General features: G+C 56.7%; 20 protein-coding genes and 1 pseudogene. 14 read left to right on the top strand and 7 right to left on the bottom strand.

The features are described 5' to 3' along the window. The 5 genes and pseudogenes from J3348_RS03910 to J3348_RS03890 all read right to left on the bottom strand — a co-directional run. A pseudogene (locus J3348_RS03910) lies at positions 1 to 322 on the bottom strand (hypothetical protein); the annotation flags it as partial. 12 nt (positions 323 to 334) lie between these two features. Further along, positions 335 to 1,960 carry a relaxase/mobilization nuclease domain-containing protein gene (locus tag J3348_RS03905; RefSeq protein ID WP_207698339.1) on the bottom strand — a complete coding sequence of 542 codons (1,626 nt, stop codon included), beginning with the start codon at positions 1,958 to 1,960 and terminating at the stop codon, positions 335 to 337. After that, on the bottom strand, positions 1,932 to 2,366 hold the full coding sequence (locus J3348_RS03900; protein WP_207698338.1) for a plasmid mobilization relaxosome protein MobC: 435 nt from the start codon (positions 2,364 to 2,366) through the stop codon (positions 1,932 to 1,934). Before J3348_RS03900 ends, J3348_RS03905 begins: the two co-directional genes overlap by 29 nt. Before the next feature lie 1,042 nt (positions 2,367 to 3,408). Then, positions 3,409 to 4,518: an aminoglycoside phosphotransferase family protein gene (locus J3348_RS03895; RefSeq protein ID WP_172678626.1), complete on the bottom strand. Its 1,110-nt coding sequence runs from the start codon at positions 4,516 to 4,518 to the stop codon at positions 3,409 to 3,411. A gap of 19 nt (positions 4,519 to 4,537) precedes the next feature. Further along, on the bottom strand, positions 4,538 to 5,404 hold the full coding sequence (locus tag J3348_RS03890) for an AraC family transcriptional regulator (RefSeq protein WP_005946244.1): 867 nt from the start codon (positions 5,402 to 5,404) through the stop codon (positions 4,538 to 4,540). Between the two features lie 415 nt (positions 5,405 to 5,819). On the opposite strand from J3348_RS03890, the gene J3348_RS03885 reads away from it, so the two are divergent. The 7 genes from J3348_RS03885 to J3348_RS03850 all read left to right on the top strand — a co-directional run bounded on the left by J3348_RS03885 (position 5,820) and on the right by J3348_RS03850 (position 13,559). Then, positions 5,820 to 7,193, top strand: coding sequence for a carbohydrate ABC transporter substrate-binding protein (locus tag J3348_RS03885; protein ID WP_005926929.1), 1,374 nt, complete (start codon positions 5,820 to 5,822; stop codon positions 7,191 to 7,193). 87 nt (positions 7,194 to 7,280) lie between these two features. Then, positions 7,281 to 8,165 carry a sugar ABC transporter permease gene (locus J3348_RS03880; protein ID WP_005926926.1) on the top strand — a complete coding sequence of 295 codons (885 nt, stop codon included), beginning with the start codon at positions 7,281 to 7,283 and terminating at the stop codon, positions 8,163 to 8,165. Between the two features lie 12 nt (positions 8,166 to 8,177). After that, positions 8,178 to 9,074, top strand: coding sequence for a carbohydrate ABC transporter permease (locus tag J3348_RS03875; RefSeq protein ID WP_005946252.1), 897 nt, complete (start codon positions 8,178 to 8,180; stop codon positions 9,072 to 9,074). A gap of 11 nt (positions 9,075 to 9,085) precedes the next feature. Beyond that, entirely contained in the window at positions 9,086 to 9,274 is a 189-nt protein-coding gene (locus J3348_RS03870) for a hypothetical protein (RefSeq protein ID WP_207698337.1), read from the top strand. A gap of 39 nt (positions 9,275 to 9,313) precedes the next feature. Further along, positions 9,314 to 11,473 carry a 1,3-beta-galactosyl-N-acetylhexosamine phosphorylase gene (gene gnpA, locus J3348_RS03865; RefSeq protein ID WP_207698336.1) on the top strand — a complete coding sequence of 720 codons (2,160 nt, stop codon included), beginning with the start codon at positions 9,314 to 9,316 and terminating at the stop codon, positions 11,471 to 11,473. A 310-nt stretch (positions 11,474 to 11,783) separates the two neighbouring features. Beyond that, positions 11,784 to 12,314 carry a hypothetical protein gene (locus J3348_RS03855; protein WP_242702849.1) on the top strand — a complete coding sequence of 177 codons (531 nt, stop codon included), beginning with the start codon at positions 11,784 to 11,786 and terminating at the stop codon, positions 12,312 to 12,314. A gap of 225 nt (positions 12,315 to 12,539) precedes the next feature. Next, the gene (locus J3348_RS03850) at positions 12,540 to 13,559 is read left to right on the top strand and encodes a hypothetical protein (protein ID WP_347565357.1); all 1,020 of its coding nucleotides are present in this window, start codon (positions 12,540 to 12,542) and stop codon (positions 13,557 to 13,559) included. A 77-nt stretch (positions 13,560 to 13,636) separates the two neighbouring features. Here the strand turns inward: J3348_RS03850 and J3348_RS03845 are convergent, their stop codons facing one another. Beyond that, on the bottom strand, positions 13,637 to 14,587 hold the full coding sequence (locus J3348_RS03845; RefSeq protein ID WP_207698335.1) for an RluA family pseudouridine synthase: 951 nt from the start codon (positions 14,585 to 14,587) through the stop codon (positions 13,637 to 13,639). 191 nt (positions 14,588 to 14,778) lie between these two features. Between J3348_RS03845 and J3348_RS03840 the strand changes: the two genes are divergently transcribed. The 7 genes from J3348_RS03840 (at position 14,779) to J3348_RS03810 (ending at position 23,446) form a co-directional block, all read left to right on the top strand. Then, entirely contained in the window at positions 14,779 to 15,495 is a 717-nt protein-coding gene (locus tag J3348_RS03840) for a hypothetical protein (RefSeq protein WP_207698334.1), read from the top strand. A 420-nt stretch (positions 15,496 to 15,915) separates the two neighbouring features. Then, complete coding sequence (gene alaS, locus J3348_RS03835) at positions 15,916 to 18,579, top strand: alanine--tRNA ligase (RefSeq protein ID WP_207698333.1); 2,664 nt, start codon at positions 15,916 to 15,918, stop codon at positions 18,577 to 18,579. Between the two features lie 145 nt (positions 18,580 to 18,724). Beyond that, positions 18,725 to 19,057, top strand: a complete 333-nt coding sequence (locus J3348_RS03830; protein WP_005946271.1) for a histidine triad nucleotide-binding protein — start codon at positions 18,725 to 18,727, stop codon at positions 19,055 to 19,057. 26 nt (positions 19,058 to 19,083) lie between these two features. After that, the gene (locus tag J3348_RS03825) at positions 19,084 to 19,623 is read left to right on the top strand and encodes a phosphoribosyltransferase family protein (protein WP_005946272.1); all 540 of its coding nucleotides are present in this window, start codon (positions 19,084 to 19,086) and stop codon (positions 19,621 to 19,623) included. Positions 19,624 to 19,692: 69 nt separating this feature from the next. Next, the gene (locus J3348_RS03820) at positions 19,693 to 21,741 is read left to right on the top strand and encodes a ComEC/Rec2 family competence protein (protein ID WP_242702848.1); all 2,049 of its coding nucleotides are present in this window, start codon (positions 19,693 to 19,695) and stop codon (positions 21,739 to 21,741) included. 65 nt (positions 21,742 to 21,806) lie between these two features. Then, entirely contained in the window at positions 21,807 to 22,835 is a 1,029-nt protein-coding gene (holA, locus tag J3348_RS03815) for a DNA polymerase III subunit delta (protein WP_097782068.1), read from the top strand. After that, positions 22,832 to 23,446 carry a DUF4093 domain-containing protein gene (locus J3348_RS03810; RefSeq protein WP_120080797.1) on the top strand — a complete coding sequence of 205 codons (615 nt, stop codon included), beginning with the start codon at positions 22,832 to 22,834 and terminating at the stop codon, positions 23,444 to 23,446. Before holA ends, J3348_RS03810 begins: the two co-directional genes overlap by 4 nt. 28 nt (positions 23,447 to 23,474) lie before the next feature. Here the strand turns inward: J3348_RS03810 and J3348_RS03805 are convergent. Continuing rightward, the coding region (locus tag J3348_RS03805; protein WP_207698332.1) for a sigma-70 family RNA polymerase sigma factor at positions 23,475 to 24,102 on the bottom strand (628 nt) is incomplete at its 5' end.

Genomic DNA, 24,102 nt, shown 5'->3' with positions numbered 1-24,102 from the left:
TCTCGGCTTCGTACTGCTTCCCAAGCAGATAGCGTTTCTGTTCGGGACTCAGGTTTCGCCGTCCCAACTGATTCCGGCAAATCCACGCAATGGCTTCTTCGCGGTTCTCAAATCGGAGCGGCATGGTGGAGAAATAAATCTCTGGGTGCTTTTGGAGGATTGCATAACGATTGTGTCCGTCAACAAGTGTGTTGTTCCACACGATCAAAGGAGAAATCAGCTTGCCCTCTTTCAGGATATTTTCTTCAAGCTGCTGGAATTCATCATCGGTCAGAGGTGGAATCTGAGACTGGAACTCCGGGTCGATTTTCAGATTGATCATACGCACACTCCTTTATCTCTCCTGCTGCGTCTGTTCTTCCTCCCGGAAAAAGGACGCAACATTCTGCTTTGCGGTTTTCAGTTTGAGCAGTTCCTCTTTAGCTTCCTTGTACTGCTCGTAGAACTTTGCCTTTTCGGATGCCAGCTGCGCATACTCGGCTTCCAGCTTGTTCGGACTTGGCAGCTTGGTGATGTTGTTTGCCTTGAGATAGGCCGCTGCCGCCCGGTACGCTGTCAGCTCCGCACGGTGCTGCTCCTCAAAGGTTACGGGGTGTCTGGCAGATTTCAGCTTCTGTGCAAGCGGTCGATACTGCTGGTAGGCGGCAACGTGACTGCGCAGCTTCTTGTTTTCTGCCATGCGGGTTTCGAGGTCAAGCACAACTTCCTTTGCACTGTCGTACTGCGTTTGCAGTTCTTCGATGCGCTGGTCGAGTACGTCCTCGTTGAGCAGATCTTTCTCCTGCAAAAGAATCAAGGTCTGCGCCATAGCTTTGAGGTTGTGCTTCTTCGCCCAACGCTCGTAGCCGATACCCTTGCCCTGCTTCAGCTTTACCTGAATATCGACCAGCTTCCCGATGCGGTCAGGCTTAAACTGAATCGCGCGCTTACGCTCAGCATTTTCTTTCAAGGCGGCAAGCACAAGTTCTTTCTCGAACTTGTCACCGAGATGTTTTGCTCGGATAAACTTCGTTCTGCCAGCGGGCAGATAGCTGAGCCGCCCACGGCTTTCCTTGACGGCAATGCCGTACTGCTGCATGAGCCTGTCGGAAAAATCTTCAAAGCTCGTGGCACGGTACAGCACTGAAGAAATCTGTTTCCGCAGGGTTCGCGTTTGCGAAGCAACAAAAGCCCCAGTGGGGCTTTTGAGTGACCGAGCGGTTTGCGCAGCAAATGGAGGGGCCTCGCCCCGACAAGCGACCTTTACGGTTTCAAACTTCTTCTGCCGGGGCTGCTGTCCGGCTACGGTAAGGGCTGCGTTTGCAAGGTCGAGCTTCTGCTGCCCACGCCTGCGCGCCCAATACTCCGCTTCGCTGACACGCTCCTTCGAGCCGTTGAGCAGGTCAATCTGGTACAGTCCAGCACCCTCGCACAGCTCCATGACCTTGACACGGAGGTACCGCATGGTCTGGGCGGTGCTGGAGTGCTTCATACCCTCTAGCCAGTCGCGGGGCTTTTGCATATAGGGCTTGCGTTCCACCTCTCGCGTTCGGATGCTTCCGATCACGATGTGGACATGGATATTTCCCGAATGGTTATGCCCATCCGGGTGAGTGCAGACGATGGCGGGGTGACCGGAGAAGTTTTCTTCGCAGAATTTCAGGCCAAGTGCCTGTGCTTTTTCCATGGTCAAGCCGTTGTCGGCTGCATCTCTGGGGTCGAAGCTGATGATATACTGATGGCTCTTAATATCATCGCGTTGGGTGTTCTTGCCATACTTGCGGTTTGCCAGCAGACAGGCCGTTGCGAACGAGAAATCGCCGCACTCAAGGGTGTCGAGCAGGTACGAATCCCGCAGCTTCGGCTTGCCGTGCTCATCCAGAAGTTGCTTTCCGGTGAACGCGTCGTGCTGGTAAACGAGGTACGCTTCGATGGCGGTGTAGTCCGAATTCTTAGAGGCGATATGCTTGAGCGTTGCCATACAGTTCACCCAGAACTTTCTCGGCGTGCAGCCGAAATGCGGTCAGGTCTGCAAGTTCGTCAAGGAGTTTCGCCCGGATCTGCTCGGTGTCTGCACCGCCGGAATTGAAGTGCCTTGCAAGCTGGTTGAGGTTTCCGCCCACCTTGCTGCACTGGGCAAGCAAAGTGGAAACAGCGGTCAGGGTTTCTTCGCCGCCGCCTGCAACGATGACCGTTTTCTCGATCTTGACGTTGTGGATGGCACGGCGGATAAAAGTGGAGAGGGAGAGATTCAGGAGTTTGCAAGTGAGTTCCAGTGACGCTTTTTCCTCCGCTGTCACACGGAACTTGATGACGTGCGTTTTGTTGTTCGGCGTGTCGTGGTGCTGGGAATTGCTAGGAATCGGTTGAACATTCGTTTTGGTCATTGTACCTCCTGTCTGTTCGATAACTCCTCGGTGAAGTTATGTAAAGCACGACACGCCGTTGCATTCGTGCCGCTAGGCACAAATGATGAGCAGGGTTTGGGGTTGGACCGCGCTTGCGAAGCGCAGCGCAGCAATGAAAGCCCCAGTGGGGCTTTTAAGCGGCAGCGCGGTCTTGCGCAAGCAAGATGGAGGGGCCTTGCCCCGACAAGCGTTACCCCAACAAGATCACATCGGAAATGCAGACGCATTGAAGAAGTGAAGTCCCGATGGAGCACAACATTTTCAAGAATTGAAAATTTGTGGCCACGGGACGGTTCTTGCCCTCTACCGCTGCGCTCAAAACGCATTTTCAACAAATGTTTCCGAATTGTTAAGACGCAAAAATAAGTAGAGGTGGTGCTGCTCATGTAATGGGGTCACCGTTTGCTCCGAACGAAGTTCCTGCCCCTGTTTATGCAGCGGCGTTGACAAAAAGTCGGTATCACGTCCGGCCGGCTCATGAAATTTTCAAGGTGCGTTACCCATAAAAGAAAAATACCGCCCACGCAGCGCAGCGATGATTTTGTCGGGGTGAATCGGCGGCAAAATGAATCGGGTGTGTTGCGGGGCGGTTAATCTTTCAGGGATGATCCGCGGCGAGGCTGTGTTCAAAATGAACACGACCACATCTTGTGGATGGCTTCAAGCCAATCCACAAAAGCAGCGGGATTTGTGACAGAGAATATCACGCATTGAACGGTGCGTCAAGATAATTTGAAAAAAATTATTGCGGCAAAGCGGTGATAGTAGGACTTATAGGAGGCTGCTTGAGCTGTTTTTTCTATTTACAGCTACAATGATAGCCATTGGGGGATTGTGATTGGTCAGGGCTGAAAAGAGCTTTCATAATTTGCTGCAGAGCATCATGTCCTCGACGCTCCCAGCGTCCTCAAAGGACGATTTGATGGGTGTGTAGGGATAAGCTGTAAAAAGAAGCATGGACGCCCCCGAAAAGGAGAGCGTCCATGCTTCTTGCTGTATCCGAATGGAGGAGATTGCGAAATCAGTGATTGTCCGGGCAGACGATTTCCAGCATCTGATCGAAAACCTCTTCCATCTGCCGCACCAGTGTGAACTGGGTGCGGGCGCGGTCGAGGTTGTGATCCGGGCGAGCAATATGGAAATAATGGTCGCCCTCCAGATAGTCAGTCAGAAAACGGATGCCGCATTCCAGCGTCATGAGCCTTGCACCCCATGCAAGGCTCTTTTTTTCTGCCATGCTCATGGATGCCCCGGCAGTGGAGAGATACCCTTTGGCGAACACTTCGTACAGATGCAGGTCAAAATGGACTTTGCTCTGGTCAGGTTCGTCCTCAGCGCAGTCGTTGGCACCGGTGCGGATGGAATCGCCGAAGTCGTAGGCCGAAAGTCCCGGCATCACGGTGTCGAGGTCAATGACACAGATGCCTTTTCCGGTAGCGGCATCGATGAGGACATTGTTGATCTTGGTATCGTTATGGGTGACGCGCAGAGGAATTTCGCCAGCTGCCAGCTGATCCAGCAGGACATGGCAGTCCTGCTCCCTCGCATGGATAAATTCGATTTCCGACGTGATATTTTTTGCCCGGCCCAGTGCATCGGCGGCGAGGGCTTTTTCAAAATTGGCATAGCGGTTGGGCGTGTCGTGGAAGCGGGCGATGGTTTCGTGGAGGGTGGAGGCCGGATAATCCTCCAGCTGGTTCTGGAATTTGCCCAGCGTCTCGGCCACGGTGCGGAAGTCGGTTTCGCTGCCGACCTGCTGCAAACAGATGGTATCTTCTACAAAGTCGTAGGCACGCCATGCGCCGCCGTCTGCATCCAGATAGCAAGTCGACCCCGACAAAGTTGGGATGACATTCAGCGTTTCCCGTGCTGGGTCGCCGCCCTCGGCAAGAATTTTCGCCCGCAGATGCCGGGTCACGCCGCAGACATTCTCCATCAGGCCCACCGGGTTAGTAAAGGTATCTGTGTTGATGCGCTGCAAAATAAAGCGTTTGGAATGATCTTCCCGCCAGACCACAAAGGTGTCGTTGATATGCCCCTCACCATAGTGGTGAGCATCGCAGAGCACAGGCCCGCCAAAATCAAAGGCATTTGCAGCAGACTGGAGCAGAGAAAGGGTAACGGATTTCATCATAAATTCCTCGTTTTCGTTATACTTCATGCCGTTTTGTCGGGGCGGGGCGTTTTCCCTGCCGCGTCTGACGGCGGTATTCGTTGGGGGTCATGCCCTCCGCCTTGCGGAAGCACTGGGAGAAATAGCTGGGGGAGGAAAAGCCCATCAGCTCGCTGATCTGCGCCAGACTGTAGCTGGTGTTGCCTAGCATATGCTTGCTCTCCTCAATGCGGCGGCGGTTCAGGTAAGTAATGGGGGAAATGCCGTACTCCCGCTGGAAGGTGTGGGCCAGATAGTATTTGTTCAGGTGGGCAAGCTCTGCCAGCAGGTCCAGCGAGATATCCTCGCGGTAGTTGGTGTCCAGATACCGCTTGATCTCGGCGCACTCCCGGTTCTCGGTCGGGGCAGCCTCCTCCAGCTGCAGCGAAATGGTGGTGCAGCGCACTAGCCAGATCAGCAGTACCTCCAGCAGGTCCTGACAAACGGTCTCGCAGCCGTCTAAGCTGCGGTCGGCCTCGGCCAGCAGCATGTGCAGCAACGTGACCATCCGCTCCCGGTTCTCCCGGCAATTGAAGATGGCGTAGTTCGTATCCGCCTTGCTGAACAAAAACTCCATGCTGGCAACGCCCAGCACGATATACTCCAAGGGCGAGGCGTTCAGGCTAAGCTCGGTATGCTCCACCTGCGGGTTCACAATGACCATATCGTCCGGCTTTACCGGGAACAGCTGCCCGGCAAGGTAGAACTGTCCCTCGCCGCTGAGGCAGTAGAACAGCTCCGTGCAGGAGTGGGTGTGGGTGGTACTGTTCCAATCGCCGCCAAATTTGCTTTTGCTGATGTACAGCAGCCGGAAGGATTCCCGCGGAGCGGGCGCGTGGCGGATATCAAAGCGCTGGGTACTCATAGATGATCGGCTCCTTCGGGAAACGCAAATTTTCTAAAAATAAACGCAACATTCTAAAAACATTATCAAAAAATGGTGCGTTGTTTCGTGCACTTTACCCTCATTATAGAGGGAACATACAAAAAAAGCAAGCCCTGATTTTAGGCTAATTTTTATATTTTTGTTTCTCAAGTCCCTTCGAAATATGTCAAAATAGTTACAGGCTGGGGATTATGCTGAAACTTTTAAAAGATTTTTAGCACTTTTGCTGGAAGAATTTTTTAGAAAGCAACATCTATAAAAAATGAAACAACAAACCTCTTGAGCAAGGAAGCGAAAGAATTTATATTGGAGGCAGAAAAACACACAGTCCTTCGGGCAAAGCCTGTTTGCCCGGCTGTGTTTGAACGGAACAAAATGATGGAGGCAACACAGTATGAATCGTATTTCTCGTCGTAATTTCCTGAAGGCGGCCGGCGTTGGCGCCGCTGCACTGGGTCTGGCTGCCTGCGGCGGCTCTTCCAGCTCCACCGCATCCAGCGTGGCATCCTCCACCGCCGCTTCTTCCGCAGCGGCGGCTGCAGACGTTACCATCAAGGTAGCCGCCATCGAGACCGGCTACGGCGCTGATATGTGGAAGAAGGTCGCCGAGGCCTTTACCGCACAGACCGGCATCAAGGTGGACCTGACCACCGACAAAAAGCTGGAGGACGTCATCGGCCCCTCCATGCAGGGCGGCGACTACCCCGACGTGGTCCATCTGGCCACCGGCCGTGAAGCTGCCCTGACCGAGCAGTTCATCAAGGGCAACCTGATCGCCGACATCACCGATGTGCTGAGCATGACCGTGCCCGGCGAGAGCAAGAAGGTGAGCGAGAAGATCGCCGGCGGCTTTACCGACACCTCCCTGACCAACCCCTACGGCGACGGCAAAACCTATCTGGCTCCCATGTTCTACAGCCCCTGCGGCCTGTTCTACAACGCCGGTTTCCTGAAGGAAAAGGGCTGGGACGTGCCCAAGACCTGGGACGAGATGTGGGCACTGGGCGACAAGGCTGCCGCTGAGGGCACCTACCTGTTCACCTACCCCACCACCGGCTACTTCGACGCCTTCTTCTATGCGCTGATGTACGCTGCCGGCGGCCCGGAGTTCTTCAACAAGGCCACCCACTACACCGAGGGCATCTGGGACACCCCCGAAGCAAAGACCTGCTTTGATATCGTGGCAAAGCTGGCTTCCTACACCAACCCCATCACCCCCGCACAGGCCAACGATCAGGACTTTACCCAGAACCAGCAGCTGGTGCTGGACAACAAGGCCCTGTTCATGCCCAACGGCACCTGGATCGTGGGCGAGATGGCCGAGGCTCCCCGTGCAGACGGCTTTGAGTGGGGCATGACCGCCCTGCCCGCTGTCAAGGCCGGCGGCGATGGTTACAGCTACACCTGGTTCGAGCAGGCATGGATCCCCGCCGGTGCCGAGCATCAGGATGCCGCCAAGCAGTTCGTAGCTTACCTGTACAGCGACGAAGCCTGCAAGCTGTTTGCCGAGAGCGGCGCTATCCAGCCTGTGCTGGGCATCGCCGACAGTCTGGAAGGCGACAACAAGATGTTCTACTCCATCTACGACAACGGCGCAAAGGCCGCCATGGGCAACTTTGCAGCCTTCAGTGCCATCCCCGGCGTGGAAGTGCGCACCGTGTTCTTCGACCCTGTTAACTCTCTGGTGTCCGGCAGCATGACCGAGCAGCAGTGGATCGACGGCATCAAGTCCGCCAGCGACCAGATGCGCGCCAACATCATCGAGTAATTAAGCCCTGCCCAGCGGGGGCGGTTTTTACCGCCTCCGCTTTTTTGGGCTGTACAGTACCATCAAGAAAGGAGCGGTCAATCCCCTATGAGAACGGATAAAAGCCGCAAACGGTTCGTATTCCTCTGTGTGGCACCGGCTACCATCCTGTTTTTCCTCTTTATGATCCTGCCCACCCTCAACGTGTTCCGCATGAGTTTGTATGAGCGAGGTGCCTATTCTCCCAACGAGACCTTTGTGGGGCTTAAAAACTTCCAGCATCTGCTGCGGGACGCCCAGTTCATCCGTTCCATGCAGAATATGATCCTGCTGGTGGTAACGGTCACCCTGATCACCTTCGCCTTTGCACTGGTATTTGCCGCCATCCTCACCCGGGAGAAGATCAAAGGCCAGAACTTTTTCCGCATCATCTTCTACATCCCCAACATCCTGTCGGTGGTCGTCATCTCCGGCATCTTCTCTGCCATCTATAAGCCGGAAAACGGCATGCTGAACAGCATCATCGGCCTGTTCCGCAACATGAGCGACCCCATTTTGTGGAAGGGTGAAAAGCTGGTCATTCCCTCCATCATCATTGCCATGGTGTGGCAGGCCATCGGCTACTACATGGTCATGTATATGGCCTCCATGTCTGCCGTGCCCATCAGCCTGTACGAGAGCGCCAATCTGGACGGTGCCGGGCGGCTGACCCAGTTCTTCCAGATCACCATCCCCCTCATCTGGACGAATATCCGCACCACTTTGACCTTCTTCATCATCTCCACCATCAACATGGCCTTCCTCTTCGTCAAGGCCATGACCAGCGGCGGGCCCAACGGCGCATCGGATGTGGCGCTGAGCTATATGTACAGCCAGAAAGACGCTGGCCTGTATGGTTACAGTATGGCCATCGGCGTGGTAATCTTCCTGTTCTCGTTTGCCCTGTCCGCCTGTGTCAACAAGGTCACCAACCGCGATACGCTGGAATTTTAAGGAGGGAAGAAGATGCAGAATACCACCGAAAAATCTTCCCGCTCTGCGGAAGGTCTGTACAAGTTTTTCATCTATTTTGTGCTGGTTCTGCTGGCCGTTACCATCATCGTGCCGGTGGCATGGGTGTTCATGGCCTCCATCAAGCAGAATGCAGAGTTCTACGGCAACCCGTGGGCACTGCCCGCCGGGTTCTACTGGCAGAACTTTGTCAACGCATGGAACGGCGCGAAAATGGGCGAATATATGCTCAACTCGGTCATCGTCACCGCGCTGGCGCTGGCACTGCTTCTGGTCGTTGCCCTGCCCGCCGCCTACTGCCTGTCCCGCTTTCACTTCAAGGGGTGCAAGGTGCTGAACACCCTGTTCATGGCGGGCCTGTTCATCAACGTGAACTACATCGTGGTGCCCATCTTCCTGATGCTGCGGGACGGCGATGTGTGGCTGAAAAGCCATTTTGGTAGCGGCTTTCTGCTGAACAATCTGGTGGTGCTGGCGGTGGTATACGCCGCCACCGCGCTGCCCTTTACCATCTACCTGCTGTCGGGCTACTTTGCCACCCTGCCCCACGATTTTGAGGAGGCCGCCTACATCGACGGTGCAAGCTACTTTTCCACCATGACCCGCATCATCTTCCCCATGGCAAAGCCCTCCATCATCACCATTATCCTGTTCAACTTCCTGTCCTTCTGGAACGAGTATATCATCTCCATGACCCTGATGAGCTCCACCAAGGCACCCCGCACCCTGCCGGTAGGTCTTTTGAACCTGATGCAGGCGCAGCAGAGCGCCGCCCAGTACGGGACCATGTACGCAGGCCTTGTGCTGGTGATGCTGCCCACCCTGATTTTGTACATCTGCGTGCAGCGGCAGCTGACGCAGGGCATGACCGTGGGCGGCCTGAAAGGTTAAGGTGACAAACGATGAAAGCATACTGGAAAGAGCATCCCGCCCTGCGCATGGTACTGATGCTGGTGCTGTTTGTGCTGGCACTGGTGCTGGTGGTGTCCGGCTGGAAAATGACCGGACAGCTGGCAGGGCTTGGCATCATGCTGGTGGGCGTAGCACTGCTGCTGGCTGTGCTGGCGCTGTATAACGCCGCCTACGATTGACCCCCTACGATTCAAAGAGAGGCAAAAGGAGAGTTTCCCATGGATGAAATAAGAAAGACCGGGCGCGTGACCATTCCCACAGACCTGGACGTTGTGCCCGAAACGCTGGAGATCTTAAAAAAGTGGGGTGCTGATGCCATCCGCGACTGCGACGGCACCGACTTCCCGCAACAGCTCAAGAATGCGGACGCCAAGATCTACTCCACCTACTATACCACCCGCAAGGACAACGCATGGGCAAAGGCAAACCCGGACGAGGTACAGCAGTGCTACATCATGACCGGCTTTTACACCGCCCCCGGCGACACCGTGACCATCCCGCTGATGAAGGGCATCAGCCCGGAGCTGATGCAGGTGAACACCAACGACGACATCACCCGCTGGTGGGAGGTCATGGATCGAACCACCGGTCAGCCCGTGCCGCCGGAGCAGTGGAGTTACGCCGACGGCAGTGTGACCGTACAGGCCGTACCGTTCCATGAGTATACCGTCAGTTTTCTGGCTTACCTCATCTGGGACCCGGTGCATATGTACAACGCTACCACCAACGGCTGGACGAATTTTGAGCACCAGATCACCTTTGACGTGCGTCAGCCCAAGACCCACAAGTATTCCATGGAGCGCCTGCGCAAGTTCATTGCAGAGCACCCCTATGTAAACGTCATCCGCTACACCACCTTCTTCCACCAGTTCACCCTGATCTTCGACGAGCTGAAGCGGGAGAAGTTCGTGGACTGGTATGGATACTCTGCTTCGGTCAGCCCTTATATCCTCAACCAGTTTGAGCAGGAAGTGGGCTACAAGTTCCGCCCGGAGTACATCATCGATCAGGGCTACTACAACAACCAGTATCGGGTGCCCAGCAAGGAATTTCGGGATTTTCAGGCCTTCCAGCGCCGCGAGGTGGCAAAGCTTGCCAAGGAGATGGTGGATATCACCCACGCGTGCGGGTGCGAAGCCATGATGTTCCTCGGCGATCACTGGATCGGCACCGAACCTTTCATGCCGGAGTTCAAAACCATCGGACTGGATGCCGTAGTGGGCAGCGTGGGCAACGGCTCCACCCTGCGCCTGATCTCTGACATTGAGGGCGTGAAGTACACCGAGGGCCGTTTCCTGCCCTACTTCTTCCCCGACACCTTCCACGAGGGTGGCGACCCGGTGCGGGAAGCCAAGGAGAACTGGGTTACAGCCCGCCGCGCTATCCTGCGCAAGCCCATCGACCGCATCGGCTATGGCGGCTATCTGAAACTGGCCTTGCAGTTCCCGGAGTTCGTGGACTACGTGGAGAGCGTCTGCAACGAGTTCCGCGAACTGTACGAGAACATCAAGGGCACCACACCCTACTGTGTCAAGCGAGTGGCCGTGCTGAACTGTTGGGGTAAAATGCGGGCTTGGGGCTGTCACATGGTGCATCACGCCCTCTATTACAAGCAGAACTACAGCTATGCCGGTGTCATTGAGATGCTGTCCGGTGCGCCCTTTGACGTGAAGTTTATCAGCTTTGAGGATATCAAGAACGACCCGCATCTGCTGGATTCGTTGGAGGTCATTATCAATGTCGGCGATGCCGACACCGCACACACCGGCGGTATCTGGTGGGAAGACCCGGAGATCTCCTCCGCTATCCGCAAGTTCGTCTGGAACGGCGGCGGCTTTATCGGCGTGGGTGAGCCTTCCGGTCACCCGTATCAGGGCCACATTCTCCAGCTTGCCAGCGTGCTGGGCGTGGAGGAAGAAAACGGCTTCACCCTCAACTACGACAAATACAACTGGGAAGAACACCCGGACCATTTCATTCTGCAGGACGCCGACCAACCCGTGGACTTTGGCGAGGGCAAAAAGAACATCTACGCCCTCGAGGGCACCGAGGTGCTGGTGCAGCGGAACAAGGAAGTGCAGATGGCCGCCCACGACTTCGGCAAGGGGCGCGCCGTGTACATCAGCGGCGTGCCGTACAGCTTTGCCAACAGCCGCACCCTTTACCGCGCTATCCTGTGGAGTGCCCACAGCGAGGAGGAACTGCATACATGGTTCAGCTCCAATTATAATGTAGAAGTTCACGCCTACGTCAAGAACGGCAAGTATTGTGTGGTGAACAACACCTACGAGCCGCAGGACACCACCGTTTACACCACAGACGGCAGCAGCTTTGATCTGCATCTGGATGCCAACGAGATCAAGTGGTATGAGATCTAAGTTCTCCTTTTCATAAACGAACACAACGGGCAGCTCTGTTACCAGAGCCGCCCGTTGTGTTTGCTGTATCTGCCGATAACTCAACCTGTGTCAATCGAACGCTGCAATGGAGATGGCTGGAAACGCAGAAATTCAGTAAAGCGAGCGTAATAGACCTGCAGAAAAAAGAAACTGCCCGCGCAAGTATGCGTAAGATGGTGAAGCACTTGCTGAAAAAATATAAGTATGCGCCAACGTCAAGCGGCGCAAGGGCTGCAACAAAAAGACCGTGCAGAAGGACTGGCTGGAAGATCTAGTCGTCCGGGAGACCATGAAGCTGATTCAGGACGAAGCGGTAATCGACAAAATCGTTCAACTGGTCATGGATGTCCAGAATCAGGAAAACACCACGATCCCGCTGCTGGAAAAGCAACTGCGAGAGGTCAACAAAAAGCTGGACAACCTGATGAAGGCGATCGAGGACGGCTTGTACACTCGGACAACGAAAGAGCGGCTGGAAGCGCTGGAAAGCCAGAAAGATGAGCTGACTGTAAAAATCGCAGATGAAAAATTAAAGAAGCCCAGCTTCAATGAGGATTTCATCCGATTCTGGCTGATGAAATTTAGAAAGTTCGATATTTCGCAGAAAAAGCAGCGAAAAGCGCTGATCGAGATTTTTGTCAATGCCATTTTTCTATACGATGACCGGATGCTGATTACGTTCAACTACAAGGATGGCACCCAAACTGTCCGGTTTGAGGACACTTTGACGGCTGATTGCGGAGAAAAAAGTTTGCGTTTGCGAAGCAACGAAAGCCCCAGTGGAGCTTTTTTGTTTGCCCACAGCGTGGTCAGAAAATGAAAAAAGAATGCAAAATGCGGTGCGCTTGAAAAAATGTCAGGACGGGATTTTTGTAAAAAATGTAGAATATCTTGCCGGAAACTGTGCATTCTCTCCAACAAAAACTGCCCAAACGTGTTGATATTGAGAAAAAAGCTTCACAAACGTTTACAAAAGGGTAACAGGTTGGTATAATTTATGGTGGTAAACGTAACAAGCCATGGAAGCTGAAAGGAGAACCTACCCGTGAATACCGCTGCACCGTCCCGTAAAAAACTGCTGAGCCTTGTGCTGACACTGGTGTTTATGCTCACCTGCCTGCCGGCGGCCTTGGCGGTTGATCTGAACGTGGACGCAGGCTTCTACTTCAAGCAGAGCCGTGGCGGCACCTGCACACTGGCATCCGCAGCCATGATGCTGCGCCGCCGTGCCTATTTTGACGGCCTGACCGACTGGTCCACTGTGACCGAGAACAGTGTCCGTTCCACAGCATGGTCCAACGGGCTTTCCCACAGCTTTACATATAAGGAGATGCAGGTGGGCTACGGCACACTGCCCTCCCGCAAACAGGAAAAAGTACAGACCCTGATCACCCTGCTTTCGCAGCACCCGGAGGGCATCGTGCTGTATGACCGCAGCCAGCCCCATGCAGTGTTGCTCACCGACTACACCAACGGCAACTTCTATTGCTCCGATCCGGCAGGCAACATCTCTTCCGGACGCATCCCGCTGGAAAACTCCAGCGTTTCGGTCAATAGGTCCTCCTGCTACTGGTATGTGGCATCAGATCACAACTTCATTGCTGCAGAGGCTGACGGCCTGCGTCTGGAAGGCATGAGCTACCCAATCAATGTCCGTGCGGGCAAGGGCATGGCACTGACCGGCACTGCAAATGCTGCGCTGGGCACCACCCTGACCAATGTGCAGGTGGCAGTGCTGGACGAGAACGACCAGACGGTGTTCACTGCACAGGCAGCACCCAATACGGCGATCTTCTCCTTCAAGTCGCTGGACAGCTCCATCCGCTTTGGTGAACTGCCCGCAGGCAATTACACCTACATGGTGGTCGTGACCGATTCTCAGGGCGATAACCTCTGCTTTACCAGTGACTTCACGGTTTCGGATGGCTCGGCAGGCAGCGGCGTTTACTGGTCGGTGAAGGATACCGAGGGCACCAAGCTGCTGGACAGCATTCAGGAAGTTCAGGATGCCTTTGCAAATGCAACTGAGTCCACTCTGGGCTGGTTTGGCGGTCTATTCCAGTAAAATCATAAACGAAAAAAAAGAAGTCCCGGAATACACTTCCGGGATTTCTTTTTTGCTGTAATTTGTTGTAAAAAAGCTTATTTCAGGGTTCCGTCCAGTACCTGACTGTAATACCAGGGCTTTGGTGCGCGGAAGGTCTTGCCGCTGAGGAACTCGAAATCCGGCTGGTTGAAGCGGGGCATGGTGAGTTCCCATGCGCACAGGGCCTGATACTTGAGTTTCAGCTCGCGGTTGGCGGTGTTGTTGCCGTATTTGCTGTCGCCCAGAATGGGACAGCCGATGCTGGCCATGTGTGCGCGGATCTGATGGGTGCGGCCGGTGATCAGCTGCACCTTCAGCAGGGCCAGACGGCCGGAGACGGCGATGGTCTCGTACCGGGTCTCCACTTCCTTGGCACCGGGCTGCTTGTCCTCCACGATCTTCACGATGCCGCGGTCCGCGTCCTTGAGCAGATAGCCGCCCAGAGTGGCATCCGGCGGCATCGGACGGCCGAAGGTGACGCAGAGGTAGGTCTTTTTCACTTCGCGGTTCTTGATGGCTGCAAGGAACAGCTCTTCGGCCTCCGGGGTCTTGGCAACGATGACAAGGCCGCTGGTGCCGGTGTCCAGCCGGTGGCACAGCGCCGGGGTGTACAGGTCGTTCTCCTTGTACTCGCCCTGCTGGTTCAGGTAGAGCAGGGTGCGGTTCAGCAGGGTATCATCCTCCGGACCATCCACGGCAAGACCGGCGGGCTTGTTCACAATGACGATCTGCGGGCAGTCATACACCACCTGTGCCGGGCCGCGGGCATTCTTCCACGCCGGGCCGTCCACACGGCGGTCCGCATCCAGAACTTCATCCAGAATGAACAGCTTGATCTCATCACCGGCCATCACGCGGGTGGAAAGCGGCTGCTTTTTGCCGTTCAGCTTGATCTTGTTCTCCCGCAGGGCCTTGTTCAGGCGGCCCGGGTTCAGTGCCGGGTACTGCTGCATCAGGTAGTTGTCCAGCCGGGTGGGGGCAAGACATTTTACTTTTAAAATTTTCACGGGAAATTCCTCTCTATCTTAAAATCAGTTGCAATAGAATGGGTTCTTGATTCGTTTTTATTGTAGCGGAACAAAAACCGCGCGTCAAGCGCAGAGAAAAGGAAATGTTGACTTTTCCGCACGGGTGACGTATGATACCGAGACAGGTGCGGAAAACACCGCCCCGACAACAACAGAAGAAGGCATAGAATATGAAACTGAATAAAAAGGTGCTGGCCGTTACGGCCATTCTGGCAGTGGGCATTCTGGCAGGTTGCGGCAGCAGCAACAGCACCGCAGGCAGCGCGGCAAGCGCACCGGCTTCCGGCGTGGAAAGCAGTGCGGCTTCGTCCGAAGCAGCCGGTGAGATGGGCGATGTGCTGCCCATCGACGCCGGGGATCTGAACGAGATCAAGACGGGTTCCTACAAGTTTGCAGCCAGCATCACCAAGGTGGCCGACGGCCAGGCGACCCTGAGCGTATACGGCTACGACAGCTACCTGCCCGAGGACATCAACGCCTTGCAGGAGGGCAGCGTGCTTCGGATCCACGACCAGGGCGACACCACCGTGACCAAGCTGACTGTGACCAGCATCGACAGGGATGCCGACAACGGCTATGTGACCATCAACGGCGGCATCGAAGCGGGCGGCGTGGAGCTGACGCTGGACCACGATGTGTACCGCACCGTGACCTTTGACGATTACCCCGTCTACTATGAGATGGGCGAGGTGACCCTGCCTCTGGCCGGGGGCGTGACCCTGAGCGACAGCTCGGCCGACCCGCAGGCTTCCGCCGTGGAGACGGACGGCGCCGATGCCGTGGCCGAGGCCGTCAACGCCGAGCCGGACGGCTGGATGCCCAACAACACCATGGTCTTTACCGAGGATGGCACCATCAGCAGCATCGTCCGCATCTGGGTGCCGTAAATTTTGCTCAAAACCGTTGACAAACGTTTTGCGTATGCTATAATTTAGCTGTACGCAAAGGGGCATTGTGTCTGCTTTGCGGAATGTAAAATTATGACAGATGGCAATGATGGGGTCAGAAATGCACACCGCCGTTCAGAGAGAGCGCTTCCAGCTGCAAGGCGTTCCGGCCGGTTCCATTTTGCGCCGCCCCGGAGCTTCCGGCGACACAAGTCGGACGCAGCGCAGCGTTAACGCGCCGAAAGCGGCAGGGGACACATTTTATCCTTTGCAATTTGGGTGGTACCACGGAGCAGTTTACAGGCAGCCTCGTCCCTTTTGGGATGGGGCTGTTTTTTGTTTTCTGCGCCCACCCGCCCCGTCTGCCATAATCATAAATCTGACGTGCAAACGCCAAGGACAATCGAGGAGAGAAAACCTATGCAATGGACCGGTTTGAATGAACTGCGTGAAAAGTACCTGAGCTTCTTTGAGAGCAAGGGCCACCTGCGTCTGGACAGCTTCCCGCTGGTGCCCAAGAACGACCCCAGCCTGCTGCTCATCAACAGCGGCATGGCCCCCATGAAAAAGTGGTTTCTGGCTCAGGAAGAGCCGCCCCGTCACCGCGTGACCACCTGCCAGAAGTGCATCCGCACCCCGGATATCGAGCGTGTTGGCATCACTGCCCGCCACGGCACCTTCTTTGAAATGCTGGGCAACTTCTCCTTCCAGGATTACTTCAAGGAGGAGGTCATTCCCTGGGCATGGGAGTTCCTGACTTCCGACGAGTGGATGGCCATTCCGAAGGACCGCCTGCACATCTCTGTGTACGAAGAGGACGACGAGGCTTACGATATCTGGACCAAGAAGGTGGGCATCGCCCCCGACCACATGGTGCGTCTGGGCAAGGAAGACAACTTCTGGGAGCATGGCTCCGGCCCGTGCGGCCCCTGCTCCGAGATCTACTTTGACCGCGGCCCCGAGTACGGCTGCGGCAAGCCGACCTGCGGCGTGGGCTGCGACTGCGACCGCTATATGGAGATCTGGAATCTGGTGTTCAGTCAGTTCGATGCCGACGGCAAGGGCCACTACGAGCGTCTGGCACGCCCCAACATTGATACCGGCATGGGTCTGGAGCGTCTGGCCTGCGTGATGCAGGGCGTGGGTAACCTGTTTGAGGTTGACACCGTGCAGAGCGTGCTGCACCATGTAGAGCACATTGCCAACAAGACCTACGGCGAGGACGACAAGACCGATATCTCCATCCGTGTCATCACCGACCACATCCGCAGCTGCACCTTCATGGTGTCCGATGGCATCCTGCCTTCCAACGAGGGCCGCGGCTATGTGCTGCGCCGCCTGCTGCGCCGTGCTGCCCGCCATGGCCGTATGCTGGGCATCACCCGCCCGTTCCTGGTGGAGCTGGTGGAGACTGTCATCCAGTCCAGCGAGAGCGCATACCCCGAGCTGCGCGAGCACGATGCTTATATCAAGAAGGTCATCGGCACCGAGGAGGCAAACTTTGCCCGTACCATTGATGCCGGCATGAACATCCTGAACAACATGATCGACGGTCTGGAAAAGGCACATGAGCATCTGCTGAAGGGCCTGGACGTGTTCAAGCTGAATGATACCTTCGGCTTCCCGCTGGATCTGACCAAGGAGATCGCTGCGGAGCAGGGTATTGAGATCGACGAGGAAGGCTTCCACGCCGAAATGACCAAGCAGAAGGAGCGTGCCCGTGCAGAGCGCCTGAAGAAGAACATCTCCGGCTGGAGCGAGGATCTGTTCGGTGCGCTGGATGCAGAGCCCACCGTCTTTACCGGCTACGAGACCCTGAACGACACCGGTGTTGTGGTCGCCTTGAGCGACGAGGAAACTCTGACCGATGCCATTGCTACTGATGAGGAAGCAAAGGACGGCGTGCTGGTGGTTCTGGATAAGACTCCCTTCTACGCTGAGATGGGCGGTCAGGCTGCGGACCACGGCATGCTGAACAGCGCCGACTGCAGCCTGCGCGTGCTGGATGTGAAGAAGACCCCCAAGGGATACTACGTCCACACCTGCGTGCTGGAGAGCGGCATCGTGAAGGTGGGCGACCACCTGACCGCTCAGGTGGATAAGGAATACCGCATGGCCATTGCCCGCAACCACACCGCCACCCATCTGCTGCAGGCAGCTCTGCGTGAAGTGCTGGGCGACCACGTCCATCAGGCAGGCTCCTATCAGGATGCAGAGATCACTCACTTCGACTTTACCCACTTCAGCGCTGTCACTCCCGAGGAGCTGGCCCGCGTGCAGAAGATCGTGAACGATAAAATCTACGAGTCCATGAACGTCACCGTCCGGGAAATGCCCATTGAGGAAGCCAAGAAGCTGGGTGCAATGGCTCTGTTCGGCGAAAAGTACGGCAAGGTCGTGCGTGTTGTGGACATCGAGGGTTGGTCTACCGAGTTCTGCGGCGGCACCCACGTGAAGAACACCGCCCAGATCGGCGGCTTCAAGATCGTGAGCGAGGCCTCCGTTGCTGCGGGCATCCGCCGCATCGAGGCTGTCACCGGCCGCAACCTGCTGATCCGTGCAAACCTGCAGGAGGCTATGCTGCATACCGTGGCAAACACCCTGAAGGCAAACAACGTGACCGCTCTGCCCGTCCGTGCCGAGGCCGTGATGGCTGAGAACAAGGCTCTGGCCAAGGAGCTGGAAGAGATCAAGGCACAGGTCGCCGCTTCCAAGGTGACCAGCCTGTTTGACAATGCCGAAGAGATCGGCGGCGTGAAGATCGCTTCTGCATACTTCACCGGTACCACCGGCGACACCTTGCGCGGCATGTGCGATACCGTCCGCGACAAGGCTGTGAAGCCCGCTGTGGCGGTTCTGGTGGGCAAGGCTGAGGATAAGATCACCATGGCTGTCACTGTGACCAAACAGGCACAGGAAAAGGGCCTGAAGGCCGGTGCTCTGGTCAAGGAGATCGCTGCCATTGCCGGCGGCAAGGGCGGCGGCAAGCCGGACTTTGCAATGGCCGGCCTGAAGGATGAGACCAAGATCGACGAAGCTCTGGCTGCTGTCGGCGCCATCGTCAAGAAGGCTCTGGGCGAATAAGAAAACGGGTTCGCCCTCTCCGTCAGCGCTGACGCGCTGCCAAAGTTTATGGTTTTGCCAAGGGCTCTCTCTTTGGGAGAGCTGGACGCAAAGCGGCCTGAGAGGGCGGGGACGTTTATAAAATATCAGGAAGGAGTTGTTTCCCATGGAAGATTGTCTGTTCTGTATGATCGCGGAGGGGAAAATCCCCTCCAAGAAGCTGTACGAGGACGAGCAGGTGGTGGCGTTTTACGACATCAACCCGCAGGCCAAGGTGCACTTTCTGGTGGTGCCCAAAAAGCACATTGTCTCTGCCGCTGCGCTGACCGAAGAGGACGGCGCACTGCTGGGCCATATCTTTGCAGTGATCGCAAAGCTGGCTGCAGAGCAGGGCCTGAACAACGGCTACCGCGTCATCTCCAATGTTGGCGAGGACGCAGGCCAGACCGTGAAACATCTGCATTTCCATGTTCTGGGCGGCGAAAAGCTGCCTGTCTGATTCCAATAAAAAGGGAGCGTTGAATTATGGCTGAGACCTATACTCTGCACGTTGCAGGCCTGACCCGTGAGCTGACCATCTGCAAGGTGAATGACCACATGGACATTGCTGCTTTTATCATGCTGGGTGATGCCGAGCTGACCGTGGCTGCTGCCGCTGAACTGCTGAAGAAGTGCCCGGATTTTGATATCCTGCTGACCGCCGAGGCCAAGGGCATCCCTCTGGCACACGAGATGAGCCGCCAGAGCGGCAAGCCCTACGTCTGCGCACGCAAGGGCGAAAAGCTGTATATGACCGACCCCGTGGTGGTGGAGGATCAGTCCATTACCACCGCAGGCAAGCAGAAGCTGGTCATCGACCGCAAGGAGCTGGACAAGATGAGCGGCAAGCGCGTTCTGGTGGTGGACGATGTCATTTCCACTGGCGGTTCGCTCAAGGCTCTGGACGCGCTGGCTGAGCAGACCCAGTGCACCATTGTGGGCCAGGCCGCTGTTCTGGCCGAGGGCGATGCAGCTGAGCGCAAGGATATCATCTTCCTGGAGCCGCTGCCTCTGTTCTTCCACTAAGCTGCAATGCGACGCCCGCTCTGCGTTTTCTGCGCTGGAATGCTGGGTGTGGAGTTAGTGTGCGTTTTTTTGCCGCAAACGGAACTTTTTGTGCCGTTTGCGGCATTTTTTGTTGCCGTTTGTCTGGTGCTGTGCATCTTTGATGCTGCCCGCAAAGCAGCGCTCTGCATCCTGCTGGGTGCTGCTGTGGGTATGGCATCGGTGCTGCACACGGCAAACCGGCTGGAGCGCATCCGGGTGCAATATGCAGGCCGTCCACTGGTGCTGACCGCAGAGGTGGAAAGCACGGCGGATTCCTACGATCCCGGTATCGTGGATGCGGTTTTGCATGTAGAGAAAGTGAACGGCAGCGCGGCATCCTTCCGGGTGGAGTGCAGTGCTTTGCCGGAGTGCAAAGCCGGGGAAAGGGTGCAGGGAAGATTTATACTGTCGGCCCCGGCATCCGGAAGCCGGGTCAGCCTGTATGCGGACGGCATCGCTCTGCAGGCGGAAATGGACGAGGATGGGCCGGAGCTTACAGTTCTGGGCGAAAGCGGCAGCTTCCGCGCCCGCACCCACCGCCTGCAGCAAAGGCTCAGTGCGTCGCTGCGCCGCCGTATGGACGGCAAGACCGGCGGTGTGCTGGCTGCCATGACTACCGGCGACCGGAGTTATCTGTCTTCGGCCATGCGCAGCGCCTACCGGGGCGCGGGTCTTGCCCATGTGCTGGTGGTAAGCGGAATGCATGTGTCCATTTTGTGCGGTGATATCCTCAGCACACTCCTGCCCTACGAGTGGGAGCAGAGCTACCGCAGGCGCAGATGCCGGGCGGTATTCCGAAGTCTGCTGGCCTTTTTGCTGATGGGCGTGACCGGCTTCACACCCTCGGTATGCCGCGCCGCAGTGGCGGTCTGGGTCGGTGCACTGGGTGTGTGGCTGTACGGCCCGCCGGATACCCTTACCTCTCTGGCGGTGGCAGGTATCGTTATGACCGCAGGCAACAGCTATGCAGTGTGCGATATCGGCTTTGAACTTTCGTTTGCGGCGGTGGTGGGCACGGTGGCAGGCGGTGTGTGCATCCGCCGCGCCCGGGATGCGTGGTACCGCCGCTTCTGGAAGAAAGCAAAGAACCCGGTAAAACGGCCGTGGTATTTCAAACTGCCGGAACGTCTTTGGGGCCTTGCGGAAAGCATTTGCATCTCGTTTTGTGCTTCGGTGGCCACATTCCCGGTGTTGGTGCTGCGCGGGCTGAGTGTGAGCATTTATGCGGTGGCATCCAGTGTGGCGGTGCTGTGGCTCATCCAGCCCATGATGCTGCTGGGCCTTGGCACGGCCTTTGCCGGCCTGGCACCCGCTCTTGCTCCGCTGTATGGGGTGCTGTCCGCAGCGTCTGCGGCGTTGACCGGCCTGCTCGACCGCTGGGCCGTCTGGATCTCTGCAAAACCGGGCGCGGGCATCTACTTCGATACGGCCTATGCAGCCATCGTGTGTCTGGTGCTGATCCTGTTGTGCTGGCTGGCGTTCCACTGGCGGGTACGGCTGCGGGTGGCAGGGCCATGCATTCTGCTGGCGGCAGCTGTTTCCATCGGGCTGGGCAATGCTCTCAGCCAGGATGTGGTGCACACCGACCTTGTAGGCAGCGCCAACGCGCCGGCAGTGGTCGTCACCCAGAACGATACCGCCGTGGTGCTGTTCCGGGGCGGAGCTTCTGCCCAGAACGCAGTGGAAAACCAGCTTGCCCGGCGGGGCGTGCAGACTGTGGAGCTTGTGGCAGACCTGCGCACAAACCCTAAAACGGCCTGTACACTGGAAGCAGAGCGGACACTTCCGGCAGCAGAAATGGCGGTGAACACAGCACAAAAGCTGCGGTGCACACCGGCTCTGGTGGAAATGCTGCGCACCCGGAATGGCTGTCTTGTGCGGCTGACTGTGGGCAACCGGCAGTTTGCCGTGGTCAATGGAACTGTAGAACTGGCAAAACAGGTCACAGTGCAGTGGCTGCTGGCATCCCCTGCAAAGCCGGATGCTGTGCAGTATAAAAATGTTCTGGCCCTGCGCAGCTATGACTGGATGGACAACAGAAAAGAACTGGCGGCATCCATCAGCCTGCGGCGGCACGGCGGGCTGAAAACGGAGTGATGCTTTGCAATCCGGGCAGAGTGTGGTACAATAGAACAACACCATAAGAGAAGGGAGGTGCCTGCATGGCGACCGAGACAAAACTCCGGCAGTTGGCGGACAAGGGCTGCCCGGTTTACTATTTTTATTCCAGTGAGCGGTATCTGGTGCGGCAGGCCGTGGCAGCGGCCACCCGCATCCTGACCGCAGACAGCGACGAGGATGCCACGGTTCTGGATGGAGCTGCGCCGGAGATCGAACAGCTCATCATGGCGGCGGGCACCATCTCATTTTTTGGCACCCGGCGTGTGGTGGTGCTGCCGGAGATCGACCCTGCAGCTTACAGTGACAAGGATCTGGAAGAGTTGAACAGCACCCTTTCCAGTCTGGAAAATGCTGTGGTGGTGCTGGGCAGCGTGTTTGAACTGGAGCGCAGCAAGCTCAAAACAGGCAAGCGCGCACAAAAGCTGATCGCGCAGTGCAAGGCGCTTGGCTACACCGAAGAATTGGCTAAGCCCAAGCCCTTTGAACTGAAAATGATGATGATCGATCGCGCAAAGGAGCAGAAAACCACCCTGCCGGACGGCGCAGCGGCGGCGCTGCTGGAGCGCTGCGGCGAGGATCCGTTCCTTTTGGAAAATGAGGTGGACAAGCTCTGTGCATTGTCCGGGTATCAGACGGTCACGGCAGCGATGGTGGCGGAAATGGGCACGGTCAGTCTGGAAGCAGACGTGTTCGAGATGATCCGCATGATCACGGCCAAAAACGCCACAGGTGCCTGCAAAAAGCTGCAGACTTTGCTGCGCCTGCAGCAGGAGCCCATTGCCATTACAGCGGCCATGATCGGCAGCTATGTGGATCTGTACCGGGTCAAGCTGGGGGCAGCAAAACGGAAAAATTACAGCACGGTATTCAAGGATTTTGGCTATAAGGGCAGTGATTACCGGCTCAAGCGGTCGGCCGAAACAGCCTCGCATTATACGCTGGGCCAGATCGAAAACTGTATGCAGGTGCTGCTGGAACTGGACCAGAGCCTGAAAAGCCAGCCTACCGATGACCAGATCCTGCTGGAAACAGCGCTGTGCCGGTTGGCAATGGCGGGGAGCGGACGATGAAGGAAAACGAAATGATCCATACAGGCCGGGTGCTCATTGTGGAGGGCAAGTACGATGCGGCCCGGCTTTCCCATCTGACCGATGCCATGATCCTGCTGACGGATGGCTTTGGCATTTACAGCGACAAAAAGCGCCAGCAGCTGTTCAAAGCGCTGGCGCAGAAAAACGGCCTGATCCTGCTCACGGATTCGGACGCAGCAGGCTTCCGCATCCGCACCTACATCACCAATCTGGTGGGAGAAAAGAATGTGGTGCAGGCTTACGTGCCCGCGATCCACGGCAAGGAAAAGCGCAAGGAGCAGCCCGGCAAGGAGGGCCTGCTGGGGGTCGAGGGCGTGGACGATGCCATCGTTCTACAGGCGCTGCGGGATGCCCTTGGCGCTGAGGCGGGTGCCGCAGCGGCCCGCCCGGAAGGACGGCAAATCACCTATACCGACCTCTACGAGTGGGGGCTTTCCGGCAGGCCGGGCAGCGCCGAGCGCAAGGCAAAGCTTCTGAACGCGCTGGGCCTGCCGCCGCGTCTTTCCAAAAAGGAGCTGGTGGAAGCGCTGAATCGACTGTATACTTTTGAACAATTAAACGAACTACAGTTGAAAATTCTGGATAGCTGACTGCATGGCGCAGGGGCGAGCGCACCGCTCACCTCTGCGCTGTTTTTGTGCTCGGAACATCCCACCGCTGGCGCAGAAGTTCCAGCGCATGAGTTTCCAGACGGGAAACATAGCTGCGGCTGATGTCCAGCAGTTTTGCAGTTTCCAGCTGGGTCAGCGGCGGCTGGCCGGAAAGACCATACCGCAGCAGAATGATCTGTCGCTCCCTGGCGGGCAGGCCGTCCAGCAGCTGCCGCATCCGGCGGGTATCGTCCTGCGTTTCGCAGGTGTCCTCCATGCAGAAGCTGTCCTGCAGCACATCGGCCAGCGTCAGCGCAGAGTCACCATCTGATTCCAGCGCTTCCTGCAGCGAGACGGTCCCGCCGGTTTTGCGGTTCCGGCGGAACTGCATCCGGATCTCATTTTCAATGCACCGGCTGGCGTAGGTGGAAAAGCGTGCCCGACGGGCAGAGTCGAAAGTATCCACTGCTTTCATCAGGCCGATGGTGCCGATGGAAATAAGGTCGTCCTGATCGCCGGGCAGGGCATAGTATTTTTTTACGATGTGTGCCACCAGACGCAGATTGTGCCGGATCAGTTTTTCCCGTGCGGCAGGGTCACCGGCACGCAGTGCGGAAAAGGCTTCGGTTTCCTCCCGGGCAGAGAGGGGCCGCGGA

This window comes from Faecalibacterium sp. Marseille-Q4896, assembly GCF_017377615.1.
Taxonomy (GTDB): Bacteria; Bacillota; Clostridia; order Oscillospirales; family Ruminococcaceae; genus Faecalibacterium; species Faecalibacterium taiwanense.
The sequence above is the reverse complement of the archived record's forward strand: the minus strand, read 5'-3'. Positions and strand labels throughout refer to the sequence as shown.

Coding starts and splice junctions, on each gene's coding strand:
- J3348_RS03905 (WP_207698339.1), bottom strand. CDS start 1,960: ATGGCAACGCTCAAGCATATCGCCTCTAAGAATTCGGACTACACCGCC.
- J3348_RS03900 (WP_207698338.1), bottom strand. CDS start 2,366: ATGACCAAAACGAATGTTCAACCGATTCCTAGCAATTCCCAGCACCAC.
- J3348_RS03895 (WP_172678626.1), bottom strand. CDS start 4,518: ATGAAATCCGTTACCCTTTCTCTGCTCCAGTCTGCTGCAAATGCCTTT.
- J3348_RS03890 (WP_005946244.1), bottom strand. CDS start 5,404: ATGAGTACCCAGCGCTTTGATATCCGCCACGCGCCCGCTCCGCGGGAA.
- J3348_RS03885 (WP_005926929.1), top strand. CDS start 5,820: ATGAATCGTATTTCTCGTCGTAATTTCCTGAAGGCGGCCGGCGTTGGC.
- J3348_RS03880 (WP_005926926.1), top strand. CDS start 7,281: ATGAGAACGGATAAAAGCCGCAAACGGTTCGTATTCCTCTGTGTGGCA.
- J3348_RS03875 (WP_005946252.1), top strand. CDS start 8,178: ATGCAGAATACCACCGAAAAATCTTCCCGCTCTGCGGAAGGTCTGTAC.
- J3348_RS03870 (WP_207698337.1), top strand. CDS start 9,086: ATGAAAGCATACTGGAAAGAGCATCCCGCCCTGCGCATGGTACTGATG.
- gnpA (WP_207698336.1), top strand. CDS start 9,314: ATGGATGAAATAAGAAAGACCGGGCGCGTGACCATTCCCACAGACCTG.
- J3348_RS03855 (WP_242702849.1), top strand. CDS start 11,784: ATGAAGCTGATTCAGGACGAAGCGGTAATCGACAAAATCGTTCAACTG.
- J3348_RS03840 (WP_207698334.1), top strand. CDS start 14,779: ATGAAACTGAATAAAAAGGTGCTGGCCGTTACGGCCATTCTGGCAGTG.
- alaS (WP_207698333.1), top strand. CDS start 15,916: ATGCAATGGACCGGTTTGAATGAACTGCGTGAAAAGTACCTGAGCTTC.
- J3348_RS03830 (WP_005946271.1), top strand. CDS start 18,725: ATGGAAGATTGTCTGTTCTGTATGATCGCGGAGGGGAAAATCCCCTCC.
- J3348_RS03825 (WP_005946272.1), top strand. CDS start 19,084: ATGGCTGAGACCTATACTCTGCACGTTGCAGGCCTGACCCGTGAGCTG.
- holA (WP_097782068.1), top strand. CDS start 21,807: ATGGCGACCGAGACAAAACTCCGGCAGTTGGCGGACAAGGGCTGCCCG.
- J3348_RS03810 (WP_120080797.1), top strand. CDS start 22,832: ATGAAGGAAAACGAAATGATCCATACAGGCCGGGTGCTCATTGTGGAG.